The 26,056-nt window shown below is 37.7% G+C and carries 28 protein-coding genes; 26 read left to right on the top strand and 2 right to left on the bottom strand.

Features of this window, described 5'->3' with window-relative positions; genetic code table 11:
* Positions 1–227: 227 nt before the first annotated feature.
* Positions 228–1,625 (bottom strand): dipeptidase PepV, encoded by a 1,398-nt coding sequence (gene pepV, locus CIB29_RS06535; RefSeq protein ID WP_094547937.1) that lies wholly within the window; start codon positions 1,623–1,625, stop codon positions 228–230.
* A gap of 112 nt (positions 1,626–1,737) precedes the next feature.
* Between pepV and CIB29_RS06530 the strand changes: the two genes are divergently transcribed.
* The 11 genes from CIB29_RS06530 (at position 1,738) to CIB29_RS06480 (ending at position 10,647) form a co-directional block, all read left to right on the top strand.
* Positions 1,738–2,271 carry an NUDIX domain-containing protein gene (locus CIB29_RS06530; protein ID WP_094547935.1) on the top strand — a complete coding sequence of 178 codons (534 nt, stop codon included), beginning with the start codon at positions 1,738–1,740 and terminating at the stop codon, positions 2,269–2,271.
* Between the two features lie 157 nt (positions 2,272–2,428).
* Positions 2,429–2,869: a DUF2935 domain-containing protein gene (locus CIB29_RS06525; protein ID WP_157910226.1), complete on the top strand. Its 441-nt coding sequence runs from the start codon at positions 2,429–2,431 to the stop codon at positions 2,867–2,869.
* Between the two features lie 314 nt (positions 2,870–3,183).
* Entirely contained in the window at positions 3,184–3,372 is a 189-nt protein-coding gene (locus tag CIB29_RS06520; RefSeq protein WP_094547931.1) for a Flp family type IVb pilin, read from the top strand.
* Between the two features lie 106 nt (positions 3,373–3,478).
* Positions 3,479–3,877 (top strand): TadE family protein, encoded by a 399-nt coding sequence (locus CIB29_RS06515; RefSeq protein WP_094547929.1) that lies wholly within the window; start codon positions 3,479–3,481, stop codon positions 3,875–3,877.
* 24 nt (positions 3,878–3,901) lie between these two features.
* Positions 3,902–4,879: a pilus assembly protein TadG-related protein gene (locus tag CIB29_RS06510; protein ID WP_157910225.1), complete on the top strand. Its 978-nt coding sequence runs from the start codon at positions 3,902–3,904 to the stop codon at positions 4,877–4,879.
* 12 nt (positions 4,880–4,891) lie between these two features.
* A complete protein-coding gene (gene cpaB, locus CIB29_RS06505; RefSeq protein WP_094547926.1) occupies positions 4,892–5,641 on the top strand; it encodes a Flp pilus assembly protein CpaB in 750 nt (249 codons plus the stop codon).
* Positions 5,642–5,691: 50 nt separating this feature from the next.
* The gene (locus tag CIB29_RS06500) at positions 5,692–6,894 is read left to right on the top strand and encodes a CpaE/TadZ family protein (RefSeq protein WP_094547924.1); all 1,203 of its coding nucleotides are present in this window, start codon (positions 5,692–5,694) and stop codon (positions 6,892–6,894) included.
* A 45-nt stretch (positions 6,895–6,939) separates the two neighbouring features.
* Positions 6,940–8,307 carry a TadA family conjugal transfer-associated ATPase gene (locus CIB29_RS06495; RefSeq protein WP_094547922.1) on the top strand — a complete coding sequence of 456 codons (1,368 nt, stop codon included), beginning with the start codon at positions 6,940–6,942 and terminating at the stop codon, positions 8,305–8,307.
* Between the two features lie 26 nt (positions 8,308–8,333).
* Entirely contained in the window at positions 8,334–9,299 is a 966-nt protein-coding gene (locus CIB29_RS06490; RefSeq protein ID WP_094547920.1) for a type II secretion system F family protein, read from the top strand.
* Positions 9,300–9,311: 12 nt separating this feature from the next.
* Positions 9,312–10,235, top strand: a complete 924-nt coding sequence (locus CIB29_RS06485; protein WP_094547918.1) for a type II secretion system F family protein — start codon at positions 9,312–9,314, stop codon at positions 10,233–10,235.
* A 70-nt stretch (positions 10,236–10,305) separates the two neighbouring features.
* Entirely contained in the window at positions 10,306–10,647 is a 342-nt protein-coding gene (locus CIB29_RS06480) for a DUF192 domain-containing protein (protein ID WP_094547916.1), read from the top strand.
* A gap of 33 nt (positions 10,648–10,680) precedes the next feature.
* On the opposite strand, the gene CIB29_RS06475 is transcribed toward CIB29_RS06480, so the two are convergent.
* Positions 10,681–10,890 (bottom strand): DUF1657 domain-containing protein, encoded by a 210-nt coding sequence (locus tag CIB29_RS06475; RefSeq protein WP_094547915.1) that lies wholly within the window; start codon positions 10,888–10,890, stop codon positions 10,681–10,683.
* A 416-nt stretch (positions 10,891–11,306) separates the two neighbouring features.
* Between CIB29_RS06475 and CIB29_RS06470 the strand changes: the two genes are divergently transcribed.
* The 15 genes from CIB29_RS06470 to CIB29_RS06400 all read left to right on the top strand — a co-directional run bounded on the left by CIB29_RS06470 (position 11,307) and on the right by CIB29_RS06400 (position 26,032).
* Positions 11,307–12,596, top strand: coding sequence for an IS110 family RNA-guided transposase (locus CIB29_RS06470; protein WP_094547847.1), 1,290 nt, complete (start codon positions 11,307–11,309; stop codon positions 12,594–12,596).
* Between the two features lie 672 nt (positions 12,597–13,268).
* Positions 13,269–13,838 (top strand): tRNA 5-(aminomethyl)-2-thiouridylate-methyltransferase MnmM, encoded by a 570-nt coding sequence (mnmM, locus tag CIB29_RS06465; protein ID WP_094547913.1) that lies wholly within the window; start codon positions 13,269–13,271, stop codon positions 13,836–13,838.
* 253 nt (positions 13,839–14,091) lie between these two features.
* On the top strand, positions 14,092–15,228 hold the full coding sequence (locus tag CIB29_RS06460; RefSeq protein ID WP_198543777.1) for a D-alanyl-D-alanine carboxypeptidase family protein: 1,137 nt from the start codon (positions 14,092–14,094) through the stop codon (positions 15,226–15,228).
* Positions 15,229–15,260: 32 nt separating this feature from the next.
* The gene (hflX, locus tag CIB29_RS06455) at positions 15,261–16,547 is read left to right on the top strand and encodes a GTPase HflX (protein WP_094547909.1); all 1,287 of its coding nucleotides are present in this window, start codon (positions 15,261–15,263) and stop codon (positions 16,545–16,547) included.
* Between the two features lie 3 nt (positions 16,548–16,550).
* Positions 16,551–17,222 (top strand): YigZ family protein, encoded by a 672-nt coding sequence (locus tag CIB29_RS06450; RefSeq protein WP_094547906.1) that lies wholly within the window; start codon positions 16,551–16,553, stop codon positions 17,220–17,222.
* Positions 17,223–17,412: 190 nt separating this feature from the next.
* A complete protein-coding gene (locus CIB29_RS06445; protein WP_094547904.1) occupies positions 17,413–17,793 on the top strand; it encodes a CoA-binding protein in 381 nt (126 codons plus the stop codon).
* Between the two features lie 17 nt (positions 17,794–17,810).
* Positions 17,811–18,734 carry a cysteine synthase A gene (cysK, locus tag CIB29_RS06440; RefSeq protein WP_094547902.1) on the top strand — a complete coding sequence of 308 codons (924 nt, stop codon included), beginning with the start codon at positions 17,811–17,813 and terminating at the stop codon, positions 18,732–18,734.
* A 160-nt stretch (positions 18,735–18,894) separates the two neighbouring features.
* The gene (locus CIB29_RS06435) at positions 18,895–19,167 is read left to right on the top strand and encodes a metal-sensitive transcriptional regulator (protein ID WP_094547900.1); all 273 of its coding nucleotides are present in this window, start codon (positions 18,895–18,897) and stop codon (positions 19,165–19,167) included.
* Positions 19,168–19,230: 63 nt separating this feature from the next.
* Entirely contained in the window at positions 19,231–19,560 is a 330-nt protein-coding gene (trxA, locus tag CIB29_RS06430; RefSeq protein WP_094547899.1) for a thioredoxin, read from the top strand.
* A 180-nt stretch (positions 19,561–19,740) separates the two neighbouring features.
* The gene (gene nadD / locus CIB29_RS06425; RefSeq protein WP_094547897.1) at positions 19,741–20,394 is read left to right on the top strand and encodes a nicotinate-nucleotide adenylyltransferase; all 654 of its coding nucleotides are present in this window, start codon (positions 19,741–19,743) and stop codon (positions 20,392–20,394) included.
* 131 nt (positions 20,395–20,525) lie between these two features.
* Entirely contained in the window at positions 20,526–21,092 is a 567-nt protein-coding gene (gene yqeK, locus CIB29_RS06420) for a bis(5'-nucleosyl)-tetraphosphatase (symmetrical) YqeK (RefSeq protein ID WP_094547895.1), read from the top strand.
* A gap of 22 nt (positions 21,093–21,114) precedes the next feature.
* Positions 21,115–22,452 (top strand): LCP family protein, encoded by a 1,338-nt coding sequence (locus CIB29_RS06415; protein WP_198543776.1) that lies wholly within the window; start codon positions 21,115–21,117, stop codon positions 22,450–22,452.
* A 247-nt stretch (positions 22,453–22,699) separates the two neighbouring features.
* Positions 22,700–23,059 (top strand): ribosome silencing factor, encoded by a 360-nt coding sequence (rsfS, locus tag CIB29_RS06410; protein ID WP_094548133.1) that lies wholly within the window; start codon positions 22,700–22,702, stop codon positions 23,057–23,059.
* Positions 23,060–23,074: 15 nt separating this feature from the next.
* A complete protein-coding gene (gene leuS / locus CIB29_RS06405) occupies positions 23,075–25,552 on the top strand; it encodes a leucine--tRNA ligase (RefSeq protein WP_463208304.1) in 2,478 nt (825 codons plus the stop codon).
* Positions 25,553–25,636: 84 nt separating this feature from the next.
* Positions 25,637–26,032 (top strand): RidA family protein, encoded by a 396-nt coding sequence (locus CIB29_RS06400; RefSeq protein ID WP_278335834.1) that lies wholly within the window; start codon positions 25,637–25,639, stop codon positions 26,030–26,032.
* Positions 26,033–26,056: the final 24 nt, after the last annotated feature.

Raw genomic sequence — 26,056 nt, 5'->3', positions numbered from 1 at the left:
AGGGACAGGTACATTGGCTGTTATATCTATGTATTGAACTGCTGAAAAAGCCGGGTTGTGCGGCGAAAGAGGGTGAGACTTGGGGACATTTCACGTCGAAAAGCGCTATTTGCAAGTTTTTCACTAACAAGTGGTGTGTCCCCATGTCTCGGCCGAACGATTATTCATTATTTTCTCAGTGATTTCTAACTGTCCCACTGTCTTTAGAGTTACTCACTCCCCACTCCTCACTCTTTAGCTAATTCATAAATTGCTCTTGCAAAAATCTTAGTATTTTTAATTAGAGAATCAATAGCAATATACTCATCTTTCTCATGAGCAAGTTCAGGTTCGCCCGGAAATGCCGCTCCAAAAGCAACGGCATTCTCAAAGGCACGGGCATAAGTACCTCCGCCTATGGCTACCGGTTCTCTGTCATCTCCTGTGACATCCCTGTATACTTTCATTAGTTTCTGCACCAAAGGATGGCCTTTTGGCACATAAAGAGGACTTTGATGCTCCAGCTTTTCAACTTTAACACCATATTTTTGTATCATATCTTGAATCTTTGCATATATATCTTCTTCTTTAAAGGTTACTGGGTAACGTATATTTGCAACCGCTTCGGCATAATTTGAATCAGCACTTATCAATCCTATATTAAAGGTTAGCCTTCCCGATACATCATCTTCCATAGCACAACCGATGGATGCTCCATCGGTTTCAAGACCGATACACTCATGATAGAATTGAATAAAAGGATTTTCAGTATTATAATTCCCCATACATTCATATAGGACTACCATCAGTTGCGATATTGCATTAATACCTTTATGAGGTACACTTCCATGCGCTGATTTGCCATGGGCTTTTAACGCAATTCTGTCATTGTCAGCATTTATTTCTATTTTAAATCCTTTATTTTCAATGAGTTGTTTCAGGTTATCACAGACATTATTAAATCGTTCCGGTTGTACTTCAATAACCGCATCGCAGGAATCCGGGACCATATTGGGTCTGTTTCCGCCTTTAATAGTAATGATTTTTATTAAAGCATTTTCACTATTATATTGTTGGAAAAATTTATAGTTGACGATTCCTTTTTCAGCATGAATAACCGGGTAATCTGCGTCAGGAGTAAAAGCAACGTCAGGAGCTTCTTCAGTTTCCTTATAGCGTCTGATACACTCCCAGCCACTTTCTTCATCCAATCCAAGTATTAAACGCACTCTCTTATTTAACTCTATACCAGTATCCTTTATCGCTTTCATTGCATATAACGCTGCTATTGCAGGACCTTTATCATCAAGTGACCCCCTGCCGTATATTTTTCCATCATGGATTTCTGCCTCAAAGGGAGGGTAGGTCCAGTCGCTTCCTGCCGGAACAACATCCAGGTGCGCTAATATTCCAATTAACTCTTCACCTTCTCCAAACTCAATATATCCGATATAGCCATCTACATTTTTAGTCCTGAAACCCATTGATTTGCCTAGTTCCAATATGTATTCCAAAGCCCTGTTAACATCTTCTCCAAATGGCTTTCCAGGCAAAGGTTCTTTTTTTACACTGGGGATGCGTACCATTTCCTGTGTGGATTTTATAATATCTTCTAACATCTGGTCTACATAATGATCAAAATTCATTTTACTGTTCCTCCTTTATTAATACCAAATATATTTTATTCTATTTTTACTGGATAATACAATATATTATAGATATAATATTGTAGAAATATAAAAAAAAGTGGAGGCTGCTATGGATTTTAAAGAAAGGACAATAAAAAGTGAAAAAATTTTTTCTGGAAAAATTATTAATGTAAGGGTTGATACAGTTGAACTCCCAAACGGAAATACTTCTACAAGGGAAATTGTAGAACACCCGGGAGGGGTGGGAATAATCCCTATTACCGAAAATAGAGAGGTAATCATGGTTCGACAGTTCCGTAAACCGGTCGATGAGATATGTCTTGAAATCCCTGCGGGTAAACTGAATTATGGGGAAGACCCTTATGAATGCGGTGTTAGAGAGCTCGAAGAGGAGACCGGCTATAAAGCAAAAAATATACAATCATTAGGGCATTTTTATTCAACGCCTGGTTTTACCAATGAAATCTTGCATATTTATATGGCTACCGGACTTTATAAGGGTGAAGTCAAACTGGATGAAGATGAATTTGTAGAAACGGAAACAATTCCTCTGGATGAGCTGGTAGATATGGTAATGAATGGTGAAATAAGAGATGCTAAAAGTATCATAGCAATTTTAAAAGCGTCTCAACTAATGAAATGACAGGGAAAATCAGGGGACAGGTACATCGTCTGTTATATCTATGTATTGTAGAAAAAGCTTAGCAGACAACGTACCTGTCCCTTGTCTGTGTGTTGACATGTAACATAAGAAAAGCCTTCCTCATACAATGATTGAAGGAGGGAAGGAGGTGATTTTTATGTATTGTTATACAGTTCTAACGAATACCCTGTGTGCACTTAGAGAATTGGACATGTGGACGGAAATTTCCAAGCAGCATCCTGTATTTATAAAAACAGTAGCAAAATCAAGTAACATTGATTTGCCAAAAGAACTAATAAATAAGCTGGATAAACTTAATGAAAATTTTGAAGCATTACACAAAAGGGTAAAAGAGATCATTAGAAGACAACCCTATGGAGGTGTCGATTGGATGGCTTACCTGCCACTTATCCAAGTCCGAAGCCTTGTAGAAACATTCTTACAATATGACATAGACTTTCTTAATGTATTAAATCAGGTAAAAAACTATGGCAGAGAAAACAAAGTATGGCAAACATTACTTGAACATATCATTCATGAGCAGGAATACATGTATAGATTATTTGTTACATTAAGAAACCAGATGTATACAAGATAGAAAAAAATAGCTGACCATCCAGCAGACGTAATGTCAGTTACTCCTTATAGGTATTTTGCAAGGAGAGGTAATTTAGTCATAGGGTCATAGAAAATTAATATTCCTGTAGTCTCGTTTATATATAGTAATCTTTTCCTAGGTACATTTGTCTTATCATACTGCATTCCTTATGTTTTTTAGGGAATAAAGCATTACTCTATTGGGTACTAATGGCGGATTTGAATGTAACCCATCTAATAGTATACTAAATCTAGAAAAAGCAAATGAACATCAGAAATGAAAAATAAAACTTATTTTACGAAGGAGGTAGTCAAATGTTAACGCTATTTAAGTATGCGGGGTTGTATTTGAAAAAATTTGCAAAAGACGAAAAAGGGCAGGGAATGGTTGAATACGGTTTAATTATCGCGTTAATAGCAGCAGTTGTAGTACTTGCGCTTACTCCCCTTGGAGAAGCAGTACGTGCTTTATTTGATGGTTTAATTGATGATGTAACACCATAATATACACAGCAAAACGAATAGCTGCTATTTACTAATTCAGCAAATGGTATTCAAAGAGCAACCCTACTTGTATCGCAGGTAGGGTTTTTTTAAAAGCAGGTGAAATATGAGAATGACAAAAATTTTGCGAAATAACCGGGGACAATCGATAGTAGAAACAGCTATGGTTTTACCACTAATCTTATTAATTCTTTTTAGTGTCTTTGAATTTGGAAGAATATTCAGTGCTTATCTAGTCATTACGAATGCTTCCAGGGAAGGCGCACGGTGTGCCGTTGTAGGTGGAAGTGATCTGGATATAGTAAACGTAATTAGTACAAGAACATTATCTCTGGATTCAACTTCCATGCAAATAACAATTACACCATCACATATTAGCAGGATCAGGGGAGTGCAGGCTGCTGTTCAAATAGATTATAATGTAGAACTTATTACTCCCTTAATCAGCAATATTGCTCCCAATCCTTTTCCGTTAAGGGCTGTAACGGTTATGAGAGTAGAGTAGATGGCAAAACATGAGGTATTCAGCATGAAGGAAGAAAGAAATTTAACATTAAAAATATACTACAAGTTATTTAAAAGAATATGGAATAAAATTGTCGGAATATTACAACAGCAACGAGGAACAACAATGATAATGACAGCTGCTTTGATGGTTGCAATTTTAGGATGTACAGCCATAGTTACCGATATGGGGTTAACCTATATACGAAAACAAAAGTTATCCAATGCCCTGGACGCTGCTGCTCTAGCGGCTGCACAGGATATTTCAATTAGTGAGCAGAAAGCCAGGGAAACTGCAATCGAATATATACAAAAGAACGGATTTAGTGAAGCAAATGTGGAAATTATTGTTTCATCAAGTGCCAAAAGTATAGAAATTAAGGGGAAAGATAATGTAGATTTTTACTTTGCAAGGGTTTTAGGCTTTTATAATACACAGGTGGATGCCAGAGCAAAAGCCGTTGTGTTCCCGGTTACAGGAATGACCGGAGTGAGACCTTTAGCAGTGGAAGATTTTCCGTTCCAATATGGTGTCCAGTATGTATTAAAAGAAGGAGCAGGAGACGGTTATAACGGAAATTTCGGACCGGTTGCCCTTGGGGGAACAGGGGCAAATAACTATAGAAATAACATCAAATATGGATATAACGGAAAATTAAAGGTAGGGGACTGGATTGAGACCGAAACCGGAAACATGCCCAATCCTACAGAAGAAGGAGTCGATTATCTTATGAATCAGTGTAATCATACTCCTAAATGTACAACTAATCAGTATGATCTATCTTGTCCAAGAATTATTTCCATACCTATAGTAGATACACTTCAGGTAAATGGAAGAAATGAAGTGCAAATAGTCGGTTTTGCAGCATTTCTTCTTGAAGGAACAACTAGAAAAGACGGTCATTTGCAGGTACTTGGACGATTTATAAAAAATATTACAGTGGGTGATAGCGACGGGACAGGTAGGGATTATGGTCTATACGCAGTAAAATTAGTAGAATAGGAGGAATCTCCCATGCAAGCAGGAAATAAAAAAATATTACTTTTAGCAGTTGTATTGGCATTAGTCACTTCATTTTTGATCTACTCATACCTTCAAGGAATAAAGAAGTCTGAGAATAATGTTGAATATACAAATGTAGTCGTTGCAGTAAAGACTATAGAAAAAAGGGCAGAGATCTCCTCTAATGATGTGAAAATTGAAAAAGTGCTGAAATCCTATGCTAATGCACAAGCGTGTACGGATATCAATGAAGTTATGGGGAAAAGGGCGAGTGACAGAATTATACAGGGTGAACAGATACTTAAGGACAGATTGATTGGTGAAGAAAAACTTCTCTTATCTTATGCAGTTCCTGAAGGTAAAAGAGCTGTAACCATCAATGTAAACGAAGCTACAGAGGTAGGAGATTTTATTCGACCGGGGGATTACGTAGATATCCTTGCAACTTTTGATAAATATGAAATTGAAGATAACCGGCAAAAAATTGTATATCCCAGAACTTCCAAAGTGATACTGCAAAATATTTTGGTATTAGGGATGGGACAGTTGCAGGATGTTCCGGAAGGACCAAGAACAGAATTACCGAAGACAGTTACCCTGGCCGTAACCTTGCAGGAGGCAGAAAGACTAGCTCTCGGTGAAGAAATGGGTGTACTGAAAATGGCATTACGCCGTGTAGGTGACCATGATATTGTTTCAACGCAAGGCGTCATAAGGGAGGATCTGGTAACGGATAGGGGAAAAGTAGTTTTACCCAAATAAAAAGTATCTTATTCATAAATTGAATTATATTAATAGAAAGAAGGGGAAAAATGAATGAAAGAATAAAGGTCATCATAGCCGATGACGTTAGAGAGACTAGAGAGAATATTAAAACCTTGTTATCTTTTGATGAAAGGATAGAAGTTGTCGGGGAAGCAGAAAATGGAGAAGACGCAGTTTTTCTTGTCCGGGAAGTACGACCGGATATAATATTGATGGACATTAATATGCCGGTAAAGGATGGAATTAAGGCAACAGAGGAAATTTCTCTGGAGGTTCCTGAGACTACGATTGTCATTATGTCAGTCCAAATAGAACAGGAATACCTGCGAAAAGCAATGACTGCGGGAGCCAGAGATTATATTACCAAGCCTTTTACCGGAGAAGAATTGGTTAATACTATTGTAAAAACTTACAATCTCGAAACTAAAAGAAAACAGAAAAGTGCTGTTCCGAGAGATAAAGGTGAGATAAATTCAAAGATAATATCTATTTTTAGTACCAAGGGAGGAGTAGGTAAAACTACTATCGCTACAAATCTGGCAGTTACCATCGCCCGGCAAACTAAAAAAAGAGTTGCACTGCTTGATTTTGATTTACTCTTTGGTGATGTGGCGATTCATTTAAATGTTTCCATTAAGACCACCATAACAGAACTTATAAAAGAAATAAATATTCTGGATGAAGAGCTGATGGAAGAGTACCTTGTAACCCATTTTTCCGGTGTAAGAGTGCTGCCGGCACCGGTAAAACCGGAATATGCCGAATATGTAACTGCACAGCATATAGAAAAGATTATAAAGGTATTAAAAGCAAGTTATCACTATATCATTATAGATACTGCACAAAATTTTAATGAGACTACTTTGACCGCACTGGACGCATCAGATGCAGTATTATTTATTTCTACTATGGACCTGCCAACCATTAAAAATGTCAAATCCGGCCTTGAAGTAATGGACTCATTGCATTATTCCGATTCCAAAGTCAAAATAGTTTTAAATAAGGCATCAGAGCAGTTTGGCATTACATATAAAGATTTTGAAGACACTGTCAAGAATAAAATATGGATCAGTATTCCGGAGGATAACCAAACTGTAATAAATTCGGTTAATAAAGGCTTTCCTTTTGTCCTGACCAGGGCAGAAACAAAAGTAGCAAAAAGTATATATGAAATTGGTTATCATCTTACAAATGAAAAGAAACATATCTCACAACAAAAGTCGTTTTTCCAAAAAATATTGGGATTTTAAAATAGTTTGTGGAATGTGAAGAAAATAGTGAGAGGTGAAACACATATGTCACTATTACAACGATTAGAAAAAGAGAAAGCTGTAGAAATGAATGACGCCGGTTTTGCCGGGAAAAATAAAAAAATTGGCCATTTTGAGAAGAAAGATCCTTTTCGTGATATTAAAAAGAAAATATTTGACAGAATTGTAAATGAAATAAATCCAGATGATATAGAAGATGGAGAAGATTCTCAGGAATTGGAAAAAAAGATTGCTTTACTGGTAGAAAAAGCTTTATCAGAAGAAAACGTACCTCTTTCAAGAAATGACCGGCAAAAAATTATTTCGGAAATTATTGATGAAACCATTGGATTTGGACCTATTAACAGTCTTATTCATAACCCGGATGTATCAGAAATTATGGTTAATGGGCCAAAACAGGTCTATATAGAGCAAAAAGGCAAGTTGGTTTTAAGTGATGTCACTTTTCGCGATGATGAGCATGTGATGCATGTAATAGAAAAGATTGTTGCGCCTATAGGCAGAAGAATTGATGAAAGTTCTCCCATGGTGGACGCCAGGCTTCCGAATGGGTCTCGTGTAAATGCGATTATACCTCCGCTGGCATTGGACGGGCCGGTTATTACTATAAGAAAATTTTCCGAAAGGCCTTTTACTATTAAGGATCTTATCAATTTCAATTCATTAGATGCTAATATGGCAATATTTATTAAAGCGTGCGTTGAAGCAAGATTAAATATTGTAGTTTCCGGAGGAACGGGCAGCGGTAAAACCACAACTTTAAATGTATTATCATCTTTTATTCCACCGGACGAAAGAATTGTTACTATTGAAGATGCAGCAGAGCTTCAACTAAGCCAGGAGCACGTAATACGCCTGGAAACCCGCCCTCCTAATATTGAAGGAAAAGGTGCAATTACTATTAGAGACCTGGTTAAAAACTCTTTGCGTATGCGTCCTGACAGAATTGTTGTAGGTGAGGTAAGAGGAGGCGAAGCTTTAGATATGCTTCAGGCAATGAATACAGGACATGATGGTTCATTGACTACCGGTCATGCAAATTCTCCCAGGGATATGCTGTCGCGTCTGGAGACAATGGTACTTATGGCCGGGATGGACCTGCCTGTAAGAGCAATAAGGGAACAGATTGCCTCAGCAATTGACTTGATTATTCAACAATCGAGATTAAAGGATGGCAGTAGAAAAATAACGCATATTACCGAGGTAGCAGGAATGGAAGGAGATGTAATTACCCTCCAGGACATATTCATATTTAAACAAAAAGGCAGAGATGAAAAAGGAAAAATTCTTGGTGAATTTATGCCTACAGGCATAAAGCCTAGGTTTTTTGAAAAATTGGAAAGTGTAGGCGTCAAATTACCTTCAGATTTGTTCTTAAGTAAAAAAATATAAACTTACCCCATAATAGAGGTGGAATAATGCTATACCTTATTGTTTTTTTTGCGTTTATTACTGTACTATTAGCCGGTTACAGTGTAGTGAATATCTTCATATTTAGAAAGAAGTTAATCAATCGGGTAGAAAAGTATGTAAATGTGGACCAAGCTCAAGAAGGTCAGGAAAAGCGAAATTTTAACAGGATTATAAAAAATTTATTATCTTCGGGAAAAGAAATTGGAAACCTGGGAATATTTAGCAGTTATAAGAAGAACATTCAGGCCCAGCTTATAAAAGCACATATACCTCTTAAAGGTGAAGAGTTTATTACGCTATGCATTATCAGCGCAATTACCTTCATGATTGTGTTTTTCATAGTTTCAAAAAGTATTATAACCGGGCTGACTCTGGGCACAATAGGGTGGTACTTGCCTATATTATTTGTAAAATCGAAAAAAAAGAAAAGAATTAAGCTGCTCAATGACCAATTGGGAGATGCAATTTCATTAATTTCAAATTCCTTGAAGGCAGGCTATAGTTTTTTTCAAGCAATTGATGCAACTTCAACCGAAATGTCAGGAAGCATAGCAGAAGAATTCGCACAGGTAAAAAAAGAGATTAATCTTGGACTTTCAACAGAATATGCTCTGGAAAATCTTGTGAAGAGAGTTGAAAGCGATGATCTGGAATTGATGATTACTGCCATATTGATTCAGAGACAGGTAGGAGGAAATCTCGCAGAAATATTGGATAATATTTCTGAAACTATCCGGGAGAGGGTCCGAATAAAAGGAGAAGTAAAGACCCTTACTGCACAGGGCCGGATGTCCGGGCTTATCATTTCTATTCTTCCACCGGCCATGGGTGTAGTTTTAGCACTTATTAACCCGAAGCATATTGGGGTACTTTTTACCAGTAAATTAGGACTTATGATGGTAGGCATATCCATTATTATGGAATTGTTAGGGATCTATTTTATAAATCAAATAGTAAAAATTGAAGTCTGAGGGGGTGAGGAAATGCAAATGTTATTAATTTTATTCTTTTCATTTGTTACAACATTTGTAATTATACTTGCAATTTACAGCTTTTCCAGGAATAATAAAATGATTATAGCACAAAGACTCAACAAAATAGCTATGAACGAAAGTTCAGATGCTGAAGAGGGAGAATTGGCAAAGCCTTTTCATACAAGGGTGGTACAACCGATGCTAAAACAGCTGGCAGCATTTCTGATAAGAGTTACCCCTAAAGAAATCATTAACAATTATGAAAATAAAATTATTGCGGCAGGAACTCCATATAATTTCGGAATAAACGAGTGGCTCAGTTTGCAGGCTTTTCTAACTGTATTAGTACCATTAGGTTCAATTTTAATCGGAATTGCCTTTAAAGCGGAATTCCAAAGGATGGCTTTAATCACCGGAATAGAAGTTTTGATAGGAATTCTGGGGCCTAACCTTATACTAATATCCAAGATTCAACAAAGGCAAAAAGAAATTATAAAGACCCTTCCGGATATTCTTGACTTGTTAACGGTTAGTGTAGAAGCAGGGCTTGGTTTTGATGCAGCGTTAGGGAAAGTTGTGGAAAAGATGCCGGGAGTATTGGCCAAGGAATTTGACAAGGTTCTCCAGGAAATAAAAATGGGAAAGCCAAGAAGGGATGCACTTAGAAACATGAGTGCGAGAGTAGCTGTGATAGATGTTACTACTTTTATAGCATCAGTAATCCAGGCGGATCAATTAGGGGTTAGCATAGGCAATGTATTAAGAATCCAATCAGACCAGATGAGATTGCGGAGGCGTCAAAGGGCACAGGAAAAAGCGATGAAAGCCCCAATAAAGATGCTTTTACCAATGGTATTTTTTATCTTTCCTACAATTTTTACTGTACTTTTAGGACCTGTAGTTATAAGGTTGATTGATACTTTTAAAAAATAAGAGTGTATTTTTATTTAATAACAGAAGAGTTAAGATTTTTAAAAGATACAAAAATAGAGGGTGAATCCTGATGCTAATTAAAAATTTTAATAATAATCTTATTTTGGCTGATAGAGCAAAACTGGCAAAAACGTTTATGTCCAGATTAAAAGGATTAATGTTTAGAAAAGAACTGGATGAAGGCGAGGGTCTGATATTGATGCCCTGTAATATGGTACATACCTTTGGGATGAGATTTCCGCTGGATGTTGTCTTTATTTCGAGAGATAACACAATCGTACATACAATTCAAAATCTTCAACCCAACCGGGTTAGCCCAATGGTAAAAACAGCCGTCAGGGTGCTGGAACTGCCTGCGGGTACCATCAGCCGGACAAATACGAAAGAAGGAGACCAATTATTTATTAATTAAAGAGCGGCATATATTAGCCGCCCTTGATCACTTCTACTGCTTCTTTTTATTTAAATCATTATTCTGGTTTAAGTAACTTAACCTGCCGTTTAAATATTGAATATGCCTATCAATATCAGCTTTCATACTATTAAACATCTGCTTTGCCTGCGGGTCCTCAGTTGATTGAGCCATCATTGCATAACTTCCTTTGGCAGCCTCGCAGGATGCTATTGCTTTTTGCAAGTCACTTTGTACTGTCATATTATCACCTCGCTTGTACAATTAATATTGTATTAAATCAGTGACCGAAGCCACTGTTCGACCCATTAAAAATCATTGTTAACATAACACTTCAAACTTCATACTTTTCTAAACATCAAGCACATCATACGGCTTCACATCTTAGCCATTATGCCAGCACCTGTTGGCCTGAACCTTGAAAATCATGTATAATATCTTCCGGACTTGGAAGGTGTGTGTATCACCTCCTGGGACGGACCTTAGCGGGCCGATTACCCGTGTGAAAGAGTATTTATCCATTCCGGTAAGTCTACATGATTTGGCTGGTTGAGGCCAGCTAATAAGCTGGTTCCTCGTGTCACATGCAAGGTTGTTTGCTTACATGGGAAGGAATGGAGGCTTTTAAGTCCATCAATCTTGTAAAGGAGGCATTTTTAATGAATTTCAGACCCATTGCAGGCATTGATGTGGGCAAGTTCTTCAGTGAGATGGCGATTCTTTCTCCATCCAATGAAGTAATTGCCCGCATGAAGATTCGCCATGATTCCAGTACCGACGTTGAAAGAGCCGTTGAATTGCTGAAAAAAACGGAAAAGGACTTTGATTCAAGGCCTTTCGTCGTCATGGAATCCACCGGGCACTATCACAAAATCCTTTTCCATTCACTTTGTAAAGCTGGATTTGAGGTTTCAGTAACAAACCCCATCCAGACTGATTCTATCAAAAATATTGGAATTAGAAAAGTGAAAAATGATAAAGTGGATGCCCGGAAAATTGCATTGCTCTACAGATTTCAGGAGCTTAAAACTACTAATATCCTCGATGAGGATATTGAATGCTTAAGGAGCCTTTGCCGCCAGTACTACAAGCTCTCTGACGAGCTTACTGCCTACAAAAACAGGTTTACGGGTATTGTTGACCAACTCATGCTAAACTTTAAGGATGTATTCCCCAACATCTTTTCAAAGGCTGCTCTTGCAGTCCTGGAGGAGTATCCTACGCCTGCCCATATTCTTAAGGCTGACAGGAACAAGCTGATTTCAATGATTCAGGAAAAGTCCCACAAAAGCCTTAAATGGGCAACTGAAAAGTATGAGCTTTTGGTCTCCAAGGCCAGAGATTTTGAACCTTTGAGCATTCACAATTCCTCAAATATTGCCATGCTCGGTGTGTACATCTCCATGATCAGAACCCTGGAGGAAAACCTGGAGAAAGTCCTTAAAGCCATCCATAAGCTGATTGATGAGGACCTGGCAAAGGACATGCCTGTACTTGCATTGACGCTTGAACTCTTGCAGAGCATTCCCGGCATAGGCCTTCTGTCTGCTGCCACCATTCTTGCGGAGATTGGCGACTTTTCGGCCTTTAAAAAGCCGGGCAAGCTGGTTGCTTATTTCGGCATTGACCCCTCTGTCATGCAGTCCGGAGAGTTTACCGGTACACGTAACAAGATGTCTAAGAGGGGTTCAAGGCTGCTTCGCAGGGTGCTTTTTACAATTGCTCTTGCCAATATCCGTACCAAGAGGGATAAGACAGCTTGCAACCCTGTGTTACTGGAGTTTTATCAACAGAAGTGCCGGAGCAAACCTAAAAAAGTAGCTTTGGGAGCTGTTATGCGTAAGCTTGTTAATTATATTTTTGCTGTTCTGAGGGATAGAAAGCCTTATCAGCTACGTAGCCCCCAAGAGCATGCGAAGAATCTTGCAGCAAAGCATACAGCAGCTTAATAGTACTTGTACTTGATGTTCAGTTTTCAAAGAGCAACTTATTATTTCAGACCAGCTATTTTATGTCTACTTCACTTAGGTGGTCTTGTTGTCATGCCTTTGATTAACGTCAGGAGTCTAAAAAAATTTCTCAAAATTTTTCTTAAAAACTCTTGACTTTAATTAGCTGGTCTTTCACCAATGCTATTTTGTCCAAAGTTTATTGAAAAAATGTAATAGCAGACGCATTTTTTAGCAAACACAGGACGGGGGGACAGGTACATCGTCTGTTATGTCTATATGTTGTAGAAAAAGCTTAGCAGATAACGCACCTGTCCCTTTGTCTGTGTCTTAGTTCACAGTTAACAGTTCTCAGTTCACAGTAGTAAACGATTTAATAGCTTTTACTGTGAACCGTGAACTGTGAACTTATTTACTTTATCTGCCATGTAAAATCATTATCAGTAAATATATAGAAGGTAGCGGTCCATAGATAACAAAGCCACTGCCTATGTATGTCAAAACTTTGCTTGCCAGGCACCTATAGATGATGCAAAAAAACTTGAAAGTATGTTACAAGGTTGATATTATAAAGCTGCATATTGATTTGGCTGGCTAAATAAGGTAATATATAGTAAAGTTTTTAGTGCATTTCATATAGATGAATAAAATTTATAGGAGATGAAAAATAGAATGAGAGTCCTTAAGAATTCCCTAGGCATCTCCCATGAAGTTGTTGAGAAGGTAGTCTGTGCCGGAGATATTGTGGTAGATGCAACTGCAGGGAATGGAAATGATACCGTGTTTCTAGCCAAATTAGTGGGAGATAGTGGGCATGTCTATTGCTTTGACATACAAGATAAAGCTCTTGAGAATACAAGAGAAAAACTAATAAATGAGAATGTTCTGGACCGTGTGACACTTATAAAAGATGGACATGAAAACATTGACTGGTATGTGGAAGCAGGAATAAAGGCTGTTATGTTTAATCTCGGTTATCTTCCTGGCGGTGACCATAAAATACATACCAGACCTGAGACGACAATAATGGCAATTCAGAAAAGTCTGGAGCTTATAGTACCTCACGGAATTGTAATGCTGGTGATATACTATGGAGGAGATAGCGGATTTGAGGAAAAAGATGCAGTTTTGGGATTTCTAAGAGAACTAGATTGCAGGAAGTACAGTGTGCTAATGTACCATTTTATAAATCAGATTAACTATCCTCCCATTGCGGTTTGTATTGAAAGATTAAAAGGTTAAGTATTTGTTGCTTTTTTAATACCACCACACTTTTTAAGTTATATTATCAATTTAAAACTAATAACTTAATAAAAGGAATAACAAATGTATAAAGGTGTAGGTTTATTATAACTTTGAACCTGCCTGAGGTTTTAAGTAAAGTTAAGTAAGGGTGTGGTGGATTTTGTGGTATAAACGTTTCATAGCAATAATAATCATAATTGCATTCATTTTTTCTTTTCAAAACATCATAAGAGCGCAAGAAGACGAAGACGTGGAATTTGATTTTGAGGAAATACCTGTTTTAGAACAGAGTGAAAGCGAGCTTCCTAAAATATCTTCTCCAGCAGCAGTGGCAATCGATACAATTAATGGGAGAATACTGTATAGCAAAAATGCTTATAGCAGGCGTCAAATGGCCAGTACTACCAAGATGATGACTGCAATATTAGCCATTGAAAAAGGAGATTTAAATGATATTGTAACGGTAAGTAAAAGGGCGGCATATGTAGGCGGCTCTCAAGCCCACTTGAAGGTAGGTGAGAAAATAAAGCTGGAATATTTATTATATGCCCTTATGTTACCATCCGGAAATGATGCAGCAATCGCAATAGCAGAACATATAGCCGGAAATGTTGAAAACTTTGTAGCAATGATGGATGAAAAGGCTCTTGAAATTGGTGCAAAAAATACAAAGTACGGCTCACCTCATGGTCTGGATAGAAATAATTATTCTACAGCGTACGACCTGGCAATAATCGCGCGGTACTGCCTTACCAATCCTATTTTTGCAGAAGTTGTAAAAACGAAATCAAAAGTAGTACCCCGTGAAGGAATGGAAAATGGGAAAGAATATACAAATACCAATGAAATGCTACATTCCTATGAGGGGGCAGATGGGGTGAAAACCGGGTATACCGGGCCTGCAGGGAGATGTCTGGTTACTTCTGCCACAAGGGATGGATGGCAGGTGATAAGTGTGGTGCTTGGGGCAAATTCAAAATATAGCCGTTCCAATGATAGCCGTAAAATATTAAATTATGTTTTTTCCAATTTTCCATTAATTACTGTCCTGCCCGATGGACAGGAAATGATAAGCATCCCGGTAGTAAAGGGAAAGAAAGAAAAGGTTTATGCAATAAATAAAGGTGAAATCAGCATGCATCTGAATGATACAGAATTAGCTAATATTGAAAGGGAATTTATCGTCCCTGAGCAGTTAACTGCTCCCATTAAAAGAGGACAAAAGATTGGCAAAGTAGTCTTGAGATTAGGCGAATCTCCCATAGGCAGCTGTGAGCTTTATGCAAAAGAAGATGTAGCTTTCTGGACGATAGACATGAACTTGAGTAAAATATTGAAGCAGTGGATGGAAATGAATAAGTTGTTGCAAAAGTATATTAAAATATAATAGAATGAAGATGCAAGATTAATGGAGGTACTATGGAATATATAGAAACTCAAGAAAAAAAAGAGCGGGCGGTTTTAGTAGGAGTACATACAGGAAATCGGAATAGTTTGGAAGATACCACCGAAGAGTCGTTGGCAGAACTTGCACGTCTGGCTGATACGGCTGGGGCGGAGGTATTGACTGCCATTTTACAGAACAGGACATTTATAGAAACATCAACCTATGTTGGTGAAGGCAAGGTAAAGGAGATTAAAGCCGTTTGCGAAAGTTTGGGAGCTAACCTCATTATTTTTGACGATGAGCTGACCGGGTCACAGGTACGCAATCTCGAAGACATTACAGGTATCAAGGTTATTGACCGAAGTACACTTATCCTGGATATCTTTGCAGCCCGGGCTCTTACGAAAGAAGGAAAAATTCAGGTAGAACTGGCACAACTAAAATATATGCTGCCAAGATTAGTTGGGGTTGGATCTGCTCTTTCAAGACTTGGAGGGGGAATAGGCACCCGTGGTCCTGGTGAAACCAAGCTGGAAACTGACCGGAGACATATTAAAAGACGAATCAGCTACCTTGAAGATGAATTAAAAGACATTAAAAAACACAGGGAACTTTTGAGAAGCAGGCGAAAGAAAGAAGGAATACCTGTTGTTGCTTTAGTTGGATATACGAATGCAGGAAAATCATCTTTATTAAATGCCCTTGCCCATTCTGATGTATTGGCAGAGGACAAGCTGTTTGCTACACTGGATCCTACTGTCAGGAGCATAGAACTTTCAGATAACCGTAAAGTTTTATTGGTGGATACTGTAGGTTTCATAAGAAAACTTCCTCACCGTCTGATAGAGGCTTTTAAATCAACTTTAGAAGAAGCAGTATTGGCAGATGTATTGCTACACGTAGTAGATTCCAGCAGTGATGTGGCAGAACAGCATATACTGGTGGTTAACAATATATTAAAAGAATTAGGTGCTGCGAGCAAGCCTATTATAATGGTATACAATAAAATAGATTTAAAGCAGGATGATATTCATTTGCCTCAGGATCGGCAGATGGTTAAAGGCAGCGTGGAAGTATCTGCCCGAACCGGAAAAGGCATAAATGATTTACTGGAGTTGATGGACGATATTGTTCCGGGAAAAAAGATAAAGGTTAAAATATGTGTTCCTTATTCAGTGGGAAGCATAGTGTCCCAGATTCATGAAAAATGTGATGTTCTTAGGGAAGAATATACACAGGAGGGCACTGTAATGAATGTACTGGTGGATGAAGTAATGTTTGGGAGGGTAAAAGAATACATAGTGGGGAGTGAGGAGTAGATAGTGGACAATAAACATCAGTGTGAGTATAAAACGGTATATCAATATGGACAGGCAGAAATAATAGAAAAGAAATCCCGTTTTATTGCTAGTGTAAAACCTGTGACTACAGAGCAGGAGGCTGTAGATTTTATTAATGAGCTAAAATCAAAGTACTGGGATGCTGCTCATAATGTTTATGCATATGTAATTGGCAATAACAATATCCAAAGGTATAGTGATGACGGAGAACCGGCAGGTACGGCAGGTATTCCTACGCTTGAGGTAATAAAAAAAGAACAACTGCAGGATGTAGTGGTTGTAGTTACGCGATATTTTGGAGGTACGCTTTTAGGAGCAGGAGGACTTGTCAGAGCCTATGGAAGAAGTGCTAAAGAGGGTTTGGTTGCTGCGGGAATTATATACATGAGGCTTTGTGATAATATTAAAATAAAAACAGATTATACTTTGTTAGGTAAAATCCAGAATGAAATAGTAAATTCCGGACATATTATTGATGGTACCATATATCAAGAGGATGTGACATTATTTGTTCTCGTGAATGCTCAACAATCGGAGCAGTTTATCCAAAATATGATTGATATTACTAACGGAAGGGTAAATATAAGTAAAGTAGCGACAAAATATATTGCTATTGATGAAAAAGGAAAATTGTTATCTTCTACAGGCTCTTAGCCTTGAAACTCAGTGATTGGAATATAATTTAGCTATATATTTACTGATAATGATTTTACATAGCAGATAAAGTCAATAAGTTCACGGTTCACAGTAAAAGCTATTAAATCGTTTACTACTGTGAACTGAGAACTGTGAACTATATAGCACAATGCGTTAAATTAAAATGCTAAATAACGAGGTGGTAACTATGAGAGAAGAAGAACTTTTGAAAATGAAAACCTGGGCAGTGGTTGGAGCTACTGAAAATCAGGAGAAGTATGGCTACAAGATCTATCAGAAACTTAAAAGCCGGGGATATAAAGTATATCCTGTAAATCCGAATTATTCAGAGGTCGAAGGAGATAAGTGCTATTCAAACTTGAGCGAATTACCTGAAGTTCCGGACGTAATTGATATGGTGGTAGCGCCAAGACATGGAATCAAAGTAGTGGAAGAAGCAGCAAGATTAGGGATAAAAAATATATGGCTTCAACCTGGTACAGTAAATGATGAACTATTGAAGCTTGCAGAAGAAAAAGGGATTAACACTGTTCAAGCTTGTGTACTGGTTGCATTAAATTATGTATGATAAGGGGAGGTATAAAGATGCGTGTTGCAAATTATATTTATGAACTAATAGGTCAAACGCCTATGGTGAGGTTAAACCGTCTGGTAGATGAAGATAGTGCGGAAGTATTGGTAAAATTAGAATCTTTTAATCCCGGAAGCAGTGTGAAAGACAGAATTGCCTTGAATATGATAATAGATGCAGAAAATAAAGGACTACTTAAGCCTGGTTCTACGATTGTAGAACCTACCAGTGGTAATACAGGTATAGGTCTTGCAATGGTAGGTGCGTCAAAAGGATATAGGGTAATACTTGTTATGCCGGATACAATGAGTATTGAGAGAAGAAATCTCTTAAAGGCTTATGGAGCAGAACTGGTACTTACTCCTGGCGCAGAAGGCATGAGGGGTGCTATTGCAAAAGCGGAAGAGCTGGTTAGTCAAAATTCCGGTTATTTTATGCCTCAGCAGTTTAGAAATGCTGCAAATCCGGATGTTCATAGAAGGACAACTGCAGTAGAGATTTTGACACAGACAGAAGGAAATATTGATGCATTTGTAGCCGGAGTTGGTACCGGCGGTACTTTAACCGGGGTTGGAGAAGTATTAAAAGAAAAAATTCCATCAATTAAAGTAATTGCAGTGGAACCGGAAGCTTCACCGGTTATTTCCGGAGGCAAACCGGGCCCCCATAAGCTTCAAGGTATCGGTGCCGGCTTTATACCTGAGGTGCTTAATAAAAATATTATAGATGAAGTAATAAAAATTGCCGATGAAGACGCATTTATAACTGCGAGGAAGCTTGCAAGCCAGGAAGGTATTTTAGTTGGTATCTCCAGTGGTGCGGCGGTGAATGCGGCTTTACAGATGGCCAAAAAATTAGGAAAAGGAAAAAGAGTAGTGGTAGTTGCTCCGGATACTGGAGAAAGATATTTGAGTACGGCGTTGTTTAAAGAAGAGTGAAATAGTGGTTGTGAGTAGTGGGGAATGGTATGATTAGGGAATTGATAGAAATTTCCCTAATTTTTTTTTATTTTTTTGGAATAATAGTATTGACAACTAAAGGAAAAACTTATATAATAAAATCAAAAGTACCCCATGGGGGTATGTTGGGGGCTAAGATATGGCACAGTGCGAAAACTGCAAGGAAGATATACTAAAGAGATTAAAAAGAATCGAAGGCCAGGTGAAAGGTGTATATAAGATGGTAGAGGAAGAGAAATATTGTGCAGATATACTTGTTCAAGTTGCTGCAATAAGAGCTGCCATTAATAAAGTGGGAGGCCTGATTCTTGAAAACCATTCCAGGAGTTGTATAAAAAAAGCTATCAGTACTGAAGGTAGAGAAGAATCTATAGATGAATTAATAGATGTAGTACTGAAGTTCATGAAATAAGTTTAAGAATTTAATAAGTTGGTATAAATGTACCAGTAAATAATTTTAGAGGAGAGATGTATTATGGCAAGTGAAAAAGTTCTAACTCTTACAAACGATAACTTTTCTCAAGAAGTAAAGAATTCTAATATGCCTGTATTGGTTGATTTCTGGGCAAGTTGGTGCGGGCCTTGCCGAATGGTGGCACCGATTATTGATGAGCTGGCTAGTGATTTTGAAGGAAGAGCAAAGGTTGGAAAAGTCAACGTAGATGAACAGAGAGAATTGGCAGCTCAATTTAGAGTAATGAGTATTCCTACTATTATGCTTTTCAAGAATGGTGAAGTTGTTGATAAGGTAGTAGGAGCAAGGTCAAAAGAAGATTTTGCTGCTATGATCGAAAGAAACCTGTAAAAGTTAATAAGTACCAATGAAAAAGAGGCCGGAGTTCCGGTCTCCTTTTTGTTTTTTTGATAAAAAGTTTCGTGATTTTTTTACATAAAAATCTTTTATTAAAAGATTTTATTATTTACCCTAAAAAGAAATATGGTATAATGTGTTTGAGTAAAAATTGGCAGGGTGGTTATTTTAATAATGATAAAATCAGTTAAAAACAAAATAGAATTATTACAAAATGAGTTGCTTAAAATAGGAATTATGGGTGGAACCTTTGATCCGATACATTATGGACATTTGGTTACGGCGGAAGCTGCAAGAGCAAAATTCAATCTGGATCAGGTTATATTTGTTCCGGCGGGAAATCCTCCACATAAAGTTGATCAAATGGTCACGGATAAGAATCATAGATATCTGATGACATTGCTGGCAACAGCCACTAACCCATATTTTGAAGTTTCAAGAATTGAGATTGACAGAGAAGGCTATACATATACCATAGATACAGTAAAAAACTTTAATGTTGAATTTCAGGGAAAAGCTCAATTCTACTTCATTACCGGTGCAGACGCATTGAACCAAATTCTTACCTGGAAGGACGCTGAATCGCTATTGAAAATATGTGAGTTTGTAGCAGCAACCAGGCCTGGTTATCACCATGATGATCTTTTTAAAGACATAGAATATTTGACAGTTAATTATAATAGCAGGATCCATTTTGTAGAGGTGCCATCGTTGGCTATATCTTCTACCGATATTCGTGAACGGGTAAAGAGCAATCAGCCAATAAAATATTTGTTGCCCGAATCTGTTGAAAATTATATTTATAAGAATAATTTGTACACTGGTTAATTCTGGGATTTAAAACATAAAAATAGCTGCAACATTTCATACATGATGATACTTACCCGTCATAATGCATGTGATATATTCAGTGTTATTTATATAGGTTATCTTAATTTACATCGGGGGTTTATAGGGTAATGAACGAAAGTGCAATGATGGATAAACTTAAAGGTATGCTAACACCATGTAGATTTAGACACTCTATAGGTGTAAGAGATACAGCAATAGAACTGGCAAAACTTTATGGTTGTGATGCCGAAAAGGCAAGAATCGCCGGATTATTACATGATTGTGCAAAAGATATAAAAAAGCAACAAATATTGCAATTATGCGACAAGTTTGATATAGTATTAGATAATATTTCCAAAGCGGAGATGCAATTAATTCATGGCCCGTTAGGTGCTAAAATAGCGCAGCATCAGTTTGGAATAGTTGATGAAGAGATTTTGGAAGCAGTGCATTATCATACGGTAGCCAAAGCGGAGATGACAACTTTATGTAAAATAATCTACCTGGCAGATTTTATTGAGCCTAACCGGGATTTCCCGGGGGTAGATAAGCTTCGTAGAATTGCATATAAAGATTTAAATCAAGCAATTTTGATGGCAATAGATAACACAATCAGGTTTGTTTTATCACTTGGAAAGTTGATTCATCCAAATACTATAGATGCAAGAAATTACATTTTATTGTACGAGAGATGAGGGATACATCAGGAGTGATTATATGAATTTTAAAGTATTTATCCGACTGATATTGTTAATATTAATTACATTTTCACTAGTAGCAGGGGTTGTGGCTGGCGGGGTAGCCTTGTCTTACCGGATTGCCGGTCATGATGATGGCTCCGGGATGGAATTCGGCGCTGGAACAAGTTCGGATAAAGCTAAGAAGATAACGGAAAAAACTGAAGAAGGACAAACTCTGTTAAATGTGCTTCTTTTAGGCGTTGATGCGGATGGATATAGGACAGACGTAATCATACTGGCACAGTATGATTTGAAGACAAAAAGAGTAAATATGCTGCAGATACCCAGAGATACAAAGATTGAAACCACAAGAAGCGATAAAAAAATAAATTCGGCTTATGCCTTCGGAAAAGAACAGGCGCTTTTTGAGGCAATAAAAAATTTGTTAAATGTAGACGTGGATAAATATGTTTTAGTTAACCTTAAAGGATTCAGGACGCTTATAGATGAAATAGGTGGAGTAAAAGTAAATGTTCCAATTAATATGTACTATGAAGACCCCTACCAAGGGTTATATATTAAACTAAATAAAGGGGAACAGGTGCTTAACGGAAAACAGGCTGAGATGTTTGTACGGTTTAGAAAGAATTCCGATGGGACAGGTTATCCGGATGGAGACCTTGGACGGATGAAGGCACAGCAGGAGTTTATTAACGCAGTAATAGATAAAGCCCTCAGCTTAAAAAATATTTTTAAGATCCCTAAGTTGGTGGCGATTGTAATCAAAAATGTGAAAACTAATTTTGAAGTCCAGGAAATCGGAAAATATATAGGAGATGCTCTTCAATTGGATAAAAGTAAAATCAATATGATGATGCTGCCGGGAGATAGCGGCTATATTGGAGGGATTTCCTACTTTCTTCATGACAAGGAAAAAACTGACGAACTAATAAAGAATTATTTTACTCCATCAGAAGAAATAAATGAAGGTATTGAAAAAGAAGATTTAGGTAATAATAACCAACAAGAGGGAAGTAAGGAAGAGAAAGAACAGTCCGTAAAAAAAGAGGCAGAATATAAACCAAGCTGGAAAAACAGGTTCATTAAGGTTGAAGTATTAAACGGCTCTAATACTGATGGGGCAGCTGCAAAAGTTGCTGAAGATTTAAAACAAAAAGGTTTTAATGTTGTAAGGACAGGTAACTTTGGAGGTGTGCATTACAGTAAAACAAAGGCTGTGGATAGAACAACCAAAGGATATGCAAAAGAAATTTCAAAAGCACTCGGGGAAATTGAGACAGATAAGGACTTGGATAAAGACAGCAAAATTGATGTAACCGTCATTGTTGGAAATGATATAAGCGAAATACGATAAAAGAGCGACTTTGTCGTTCTTTTTTTCACAGAATCTAGAAATTTATAATAATATGTAGTAAAATAATTAAATAGTTCATAGTTTGTAGTTCTTGGTCCGTGTTAAAAACCATAAAATTTATCAACTACGAACCATAGACACTGAATATTTTACTATTACTCTTAATTTCTATTATTTAATATGAGAGATTAATGAAAATTTTTTACATATTATTTAAGGAGTAAGGAGGCAACAGAATATTGTGAATTTGAATGGCGAAAAACTTGCATTAAAGATCGTAGAGGTCCTTGATGATAAAAAAGCTCAGGATATAGATGTTTTAAATATCAAAAATGTATCTTTACTGGCAGATTATTTTGTTATTTGTTCAGGTAATTCAACCACCCAGATTAAAGCACTGGCTGATGCTGTGGAAGAAAAACTGGCAGAGCTAGGACGTGTGCCTATTCATAAAGAGGGATATGCCAGTGCCCGATGGATTCTTTTGGACTATGGTGAAGTGGTCGTACACATATTTCACCACGAATCCCGGTCCTTTTATAATCTTGAAAGACTATGGTCTGATGCTCCACGTGTAGATATCCAGGCAATTATTAATAGAGTATAATAACGAGGGGGATAAATGATGAGTTATAATTTTAGTGAAATTGAGCAAAAATGGCAAAAGTACTGGGAAGACAACCAGCATTTTAAGGTTGAAAAGAATGACAAACCGAAGTACTATACCCTGGAAATGTTTCCTTATCCTTCAGGAAACCTTCACATGGGACATGTACGAAACTATTCGATAGGTGACGTTGTTGCCCGATTTAAAGTAATGAATGGATACAATGTACTGCATCCTATGGGATGGGATTCTTTTGGTCTTCCGGCTGAAAACGCCGCAATCAAGCATGGTGTTCACCCAAATGAATGGACCTGGTCCAATATTGAGAATATGAGAAGACAGCTTAAGGAACTGGGTATCAGCTATGACTGGAACAGGGAAGTTGCTACCTGCCATCTGAGCTACTATAAATGGACGCAATGGATGTTCCTGCAGCTCTATAAAAATGGATTGGCTTATAAGAAAAAATCTTTTGTTAACTGGTGCCCGTCCTGTGCAACCGTATTAGCAAATGAGCAGGTAGTGAACGGGAAGTGTGAAAGATGTAAGTCGGATGTGGGTAAGAAGGATTTAGAACAGTGGTTTTTCAAGATTACTGACTATGCCCAAAGGCTGCTGGATGACATTGAAAAATTAAAAGGATGGCCTGAAAAGGTTAAGCTCATGCAGTCAAACTGGATTGGACGAAGTGAAGGGGCAGAGGTACAATTCAAAGTTGATGGTATGGATAAAACTTTAACTGTTTATACTACCCGTCCGGATACCATATTTGGCGTTTCTTACATGGTTATAGCTCCCGAGCACCCGGTTGTGCAGGAACTTATCAAAGGAATGCCGCAGGAAGAGGAATGTAGAAAATTTATAGATAAAATGCAGTACTTAAATGAAATTACAAGAACCTCTACTGAAACTGAAAAAGAGGGTGTTTTTACTGGAAGATATGTAATTAATCCTCTTAATAATGAGAAAGTACCGCTTTACCTTGCAAATTACGTATTAATGGACTATGGAACCGGTATAGTTATGGGAGTACCTGCCCATGACCAGAGAGATTTTGAATTTGCAAGAAAATATAACCTGCCGGTAGTAGTAGTCATTCAACCGGAAGGACAACAGCTTGATGGGGCAACAATGAAAGAAGCTTTCCCGGCTGAGGGAATTATGGTAAATTCAGGAGAATTTAATGGACTAAAAAATGAAGCAGCATTAAAGAAAATCATAGATTACATTGAAAGCCAGGGATTGGGGACAAGAAAGGTTAATTTCCGGTTAAGGGACTGGCTGATTTCCAGGCAGAGATATTGGGGTGCACCTATTCCTATTATCTATTGTGATGAGTGCGGTGCTGTCCCGGTTCCCGAAGAAGATTTGCCGGTATTGCTGCCCACCGATGTTAGGTTCACAGGGGCGGGAGAATCACCATTAAAAGGTTCTGAAAGCTTTATGAAGGCAAAATGCCCAAAATGCGGAAAGATAGGAATGCGTGAGGCGGATACTATGGATACATTTGTTTGTTCGTCCTGGTATTTCCTCAGATACTGTGACCCATGTAATGATAAAGAACCTTTCTCCAAACAGGCCGTTGACTACTGGATGCCGGTAGATCAATATATTGGCGGTGTTGAGCATGCAATACTTCACTTGTTATATTCCAGGTTTTTCACAAAAGTATTGTATGATTTAGGCTATGTTTCGGTAGATGAACCTTTTACAAATTTATTGACACAAGGCATGGTACTAAAAGATGGTGCCAAGATGTCCAAGTCTCTTGGAAATGTTGTAAGCCCTGAGGAAATAGTCGATAAATATGGTGCCGATACCGCAAGATTATTTATCCTGTTTGCAGCACCTCCTGAAAAGGACCTGGAATGGAGTGACCAGGGGGTAGAAGGGTCTTTCCGCTTCTTGAACAGGGTATGGAGAATTGTTGAGGACTTTACCGATATCATAAAAGGTGCAGGAGAGTTGGATGGTAGTTCTTTATCTTCAGAGGATAAAGAGTTAAGATATATGCTCCATGCAACCATTAAAAAGGTAACTGAAGACGTAAGTGAGCGCTTTAATTTTAATACGGCAATAAGTGCTGTTATGGAATTTGTAAATGCACTGTATCAATATAAAGAAAAGGTAGAAAAGGATAAGTATAATGTTCCTCTGCTAAAAGATGCAATTGAAAACTTAATCATTGTGCTTGCTCCATTCGTACCACATATTACCGAAGAATTGTGGCAACATATAGGTGAACAGGGAAGCGTGCACAAGCAGAAATGGCCTGCTTACAACCCGGAAGCCCTTGTAAAAGATGAGGTGGAAATTGTAGTCCAGCTTAATGGTAAAGTAAAGGATAAACTGGTGATTCCTACAGGTTTGGATAAGCAAGCAACAGAAAAAGCTGCTATGGAAAGTGCAAAGATTCAGCAGTTGATAGAGGGGAAACAGGTAGTAAAGGTCATTGTAGTTCCTGAAAAACTGGTAAATATTGTTGTTAAGTAATTATTTAGAGTTTAGAGTTGATGGAAAGCTCTAGCTTTCACTCCTCAATTCTAAACCCTAAACCATACAAAGGAGGCATTTTGAATGGATCAGCAAAACACCATAAAACAGGTAGTCAGCACTGATAAGGCTCCGGCCGCAATAGGACCTTATTCTCAGGCAATAAAAGTAGGAAATATGGTGTTTACTTCAGGACAGATTCCTATTTCGCCTGCAACTGGAGAAGTTATACAAGGGGATATAAAGGCACAGGCAAGACAGGTGCTGGATAATCTTCAAGAGGTTTTAAAGGCAGCAGGTACGAGCATGGGTAATGTAGTAAAAACTACTGTTTTCCTCAAAGACATGAATGATTTTACGGCAGTAAACGAGGTATATGCACAGTATTTTACCGGCAGCTATCCTGCCCGTTCCTGCATACAGGTAGCTAAGCTTCCAAGGGATGTAGGAGTTGAAATTGAAGCGGTTGCTTTGATATGAATAAAAAGTGGTAAGCATTTTGGT

The organism is Petroclostridium xylanilyticum, from assembly GCF_002252565.1.
Taxonomy (GTDB): domain Bacteria; phylum Bacillota; class Clostridia; order SK-Y3; family SK-Y3; genus Petroclostridium; species Petroclostridium xylanilyticum.
Note: the sequence above shows the minus strand (reverse complement) of the source record. Positions and strands in the feature narration are given on the sequence as shown.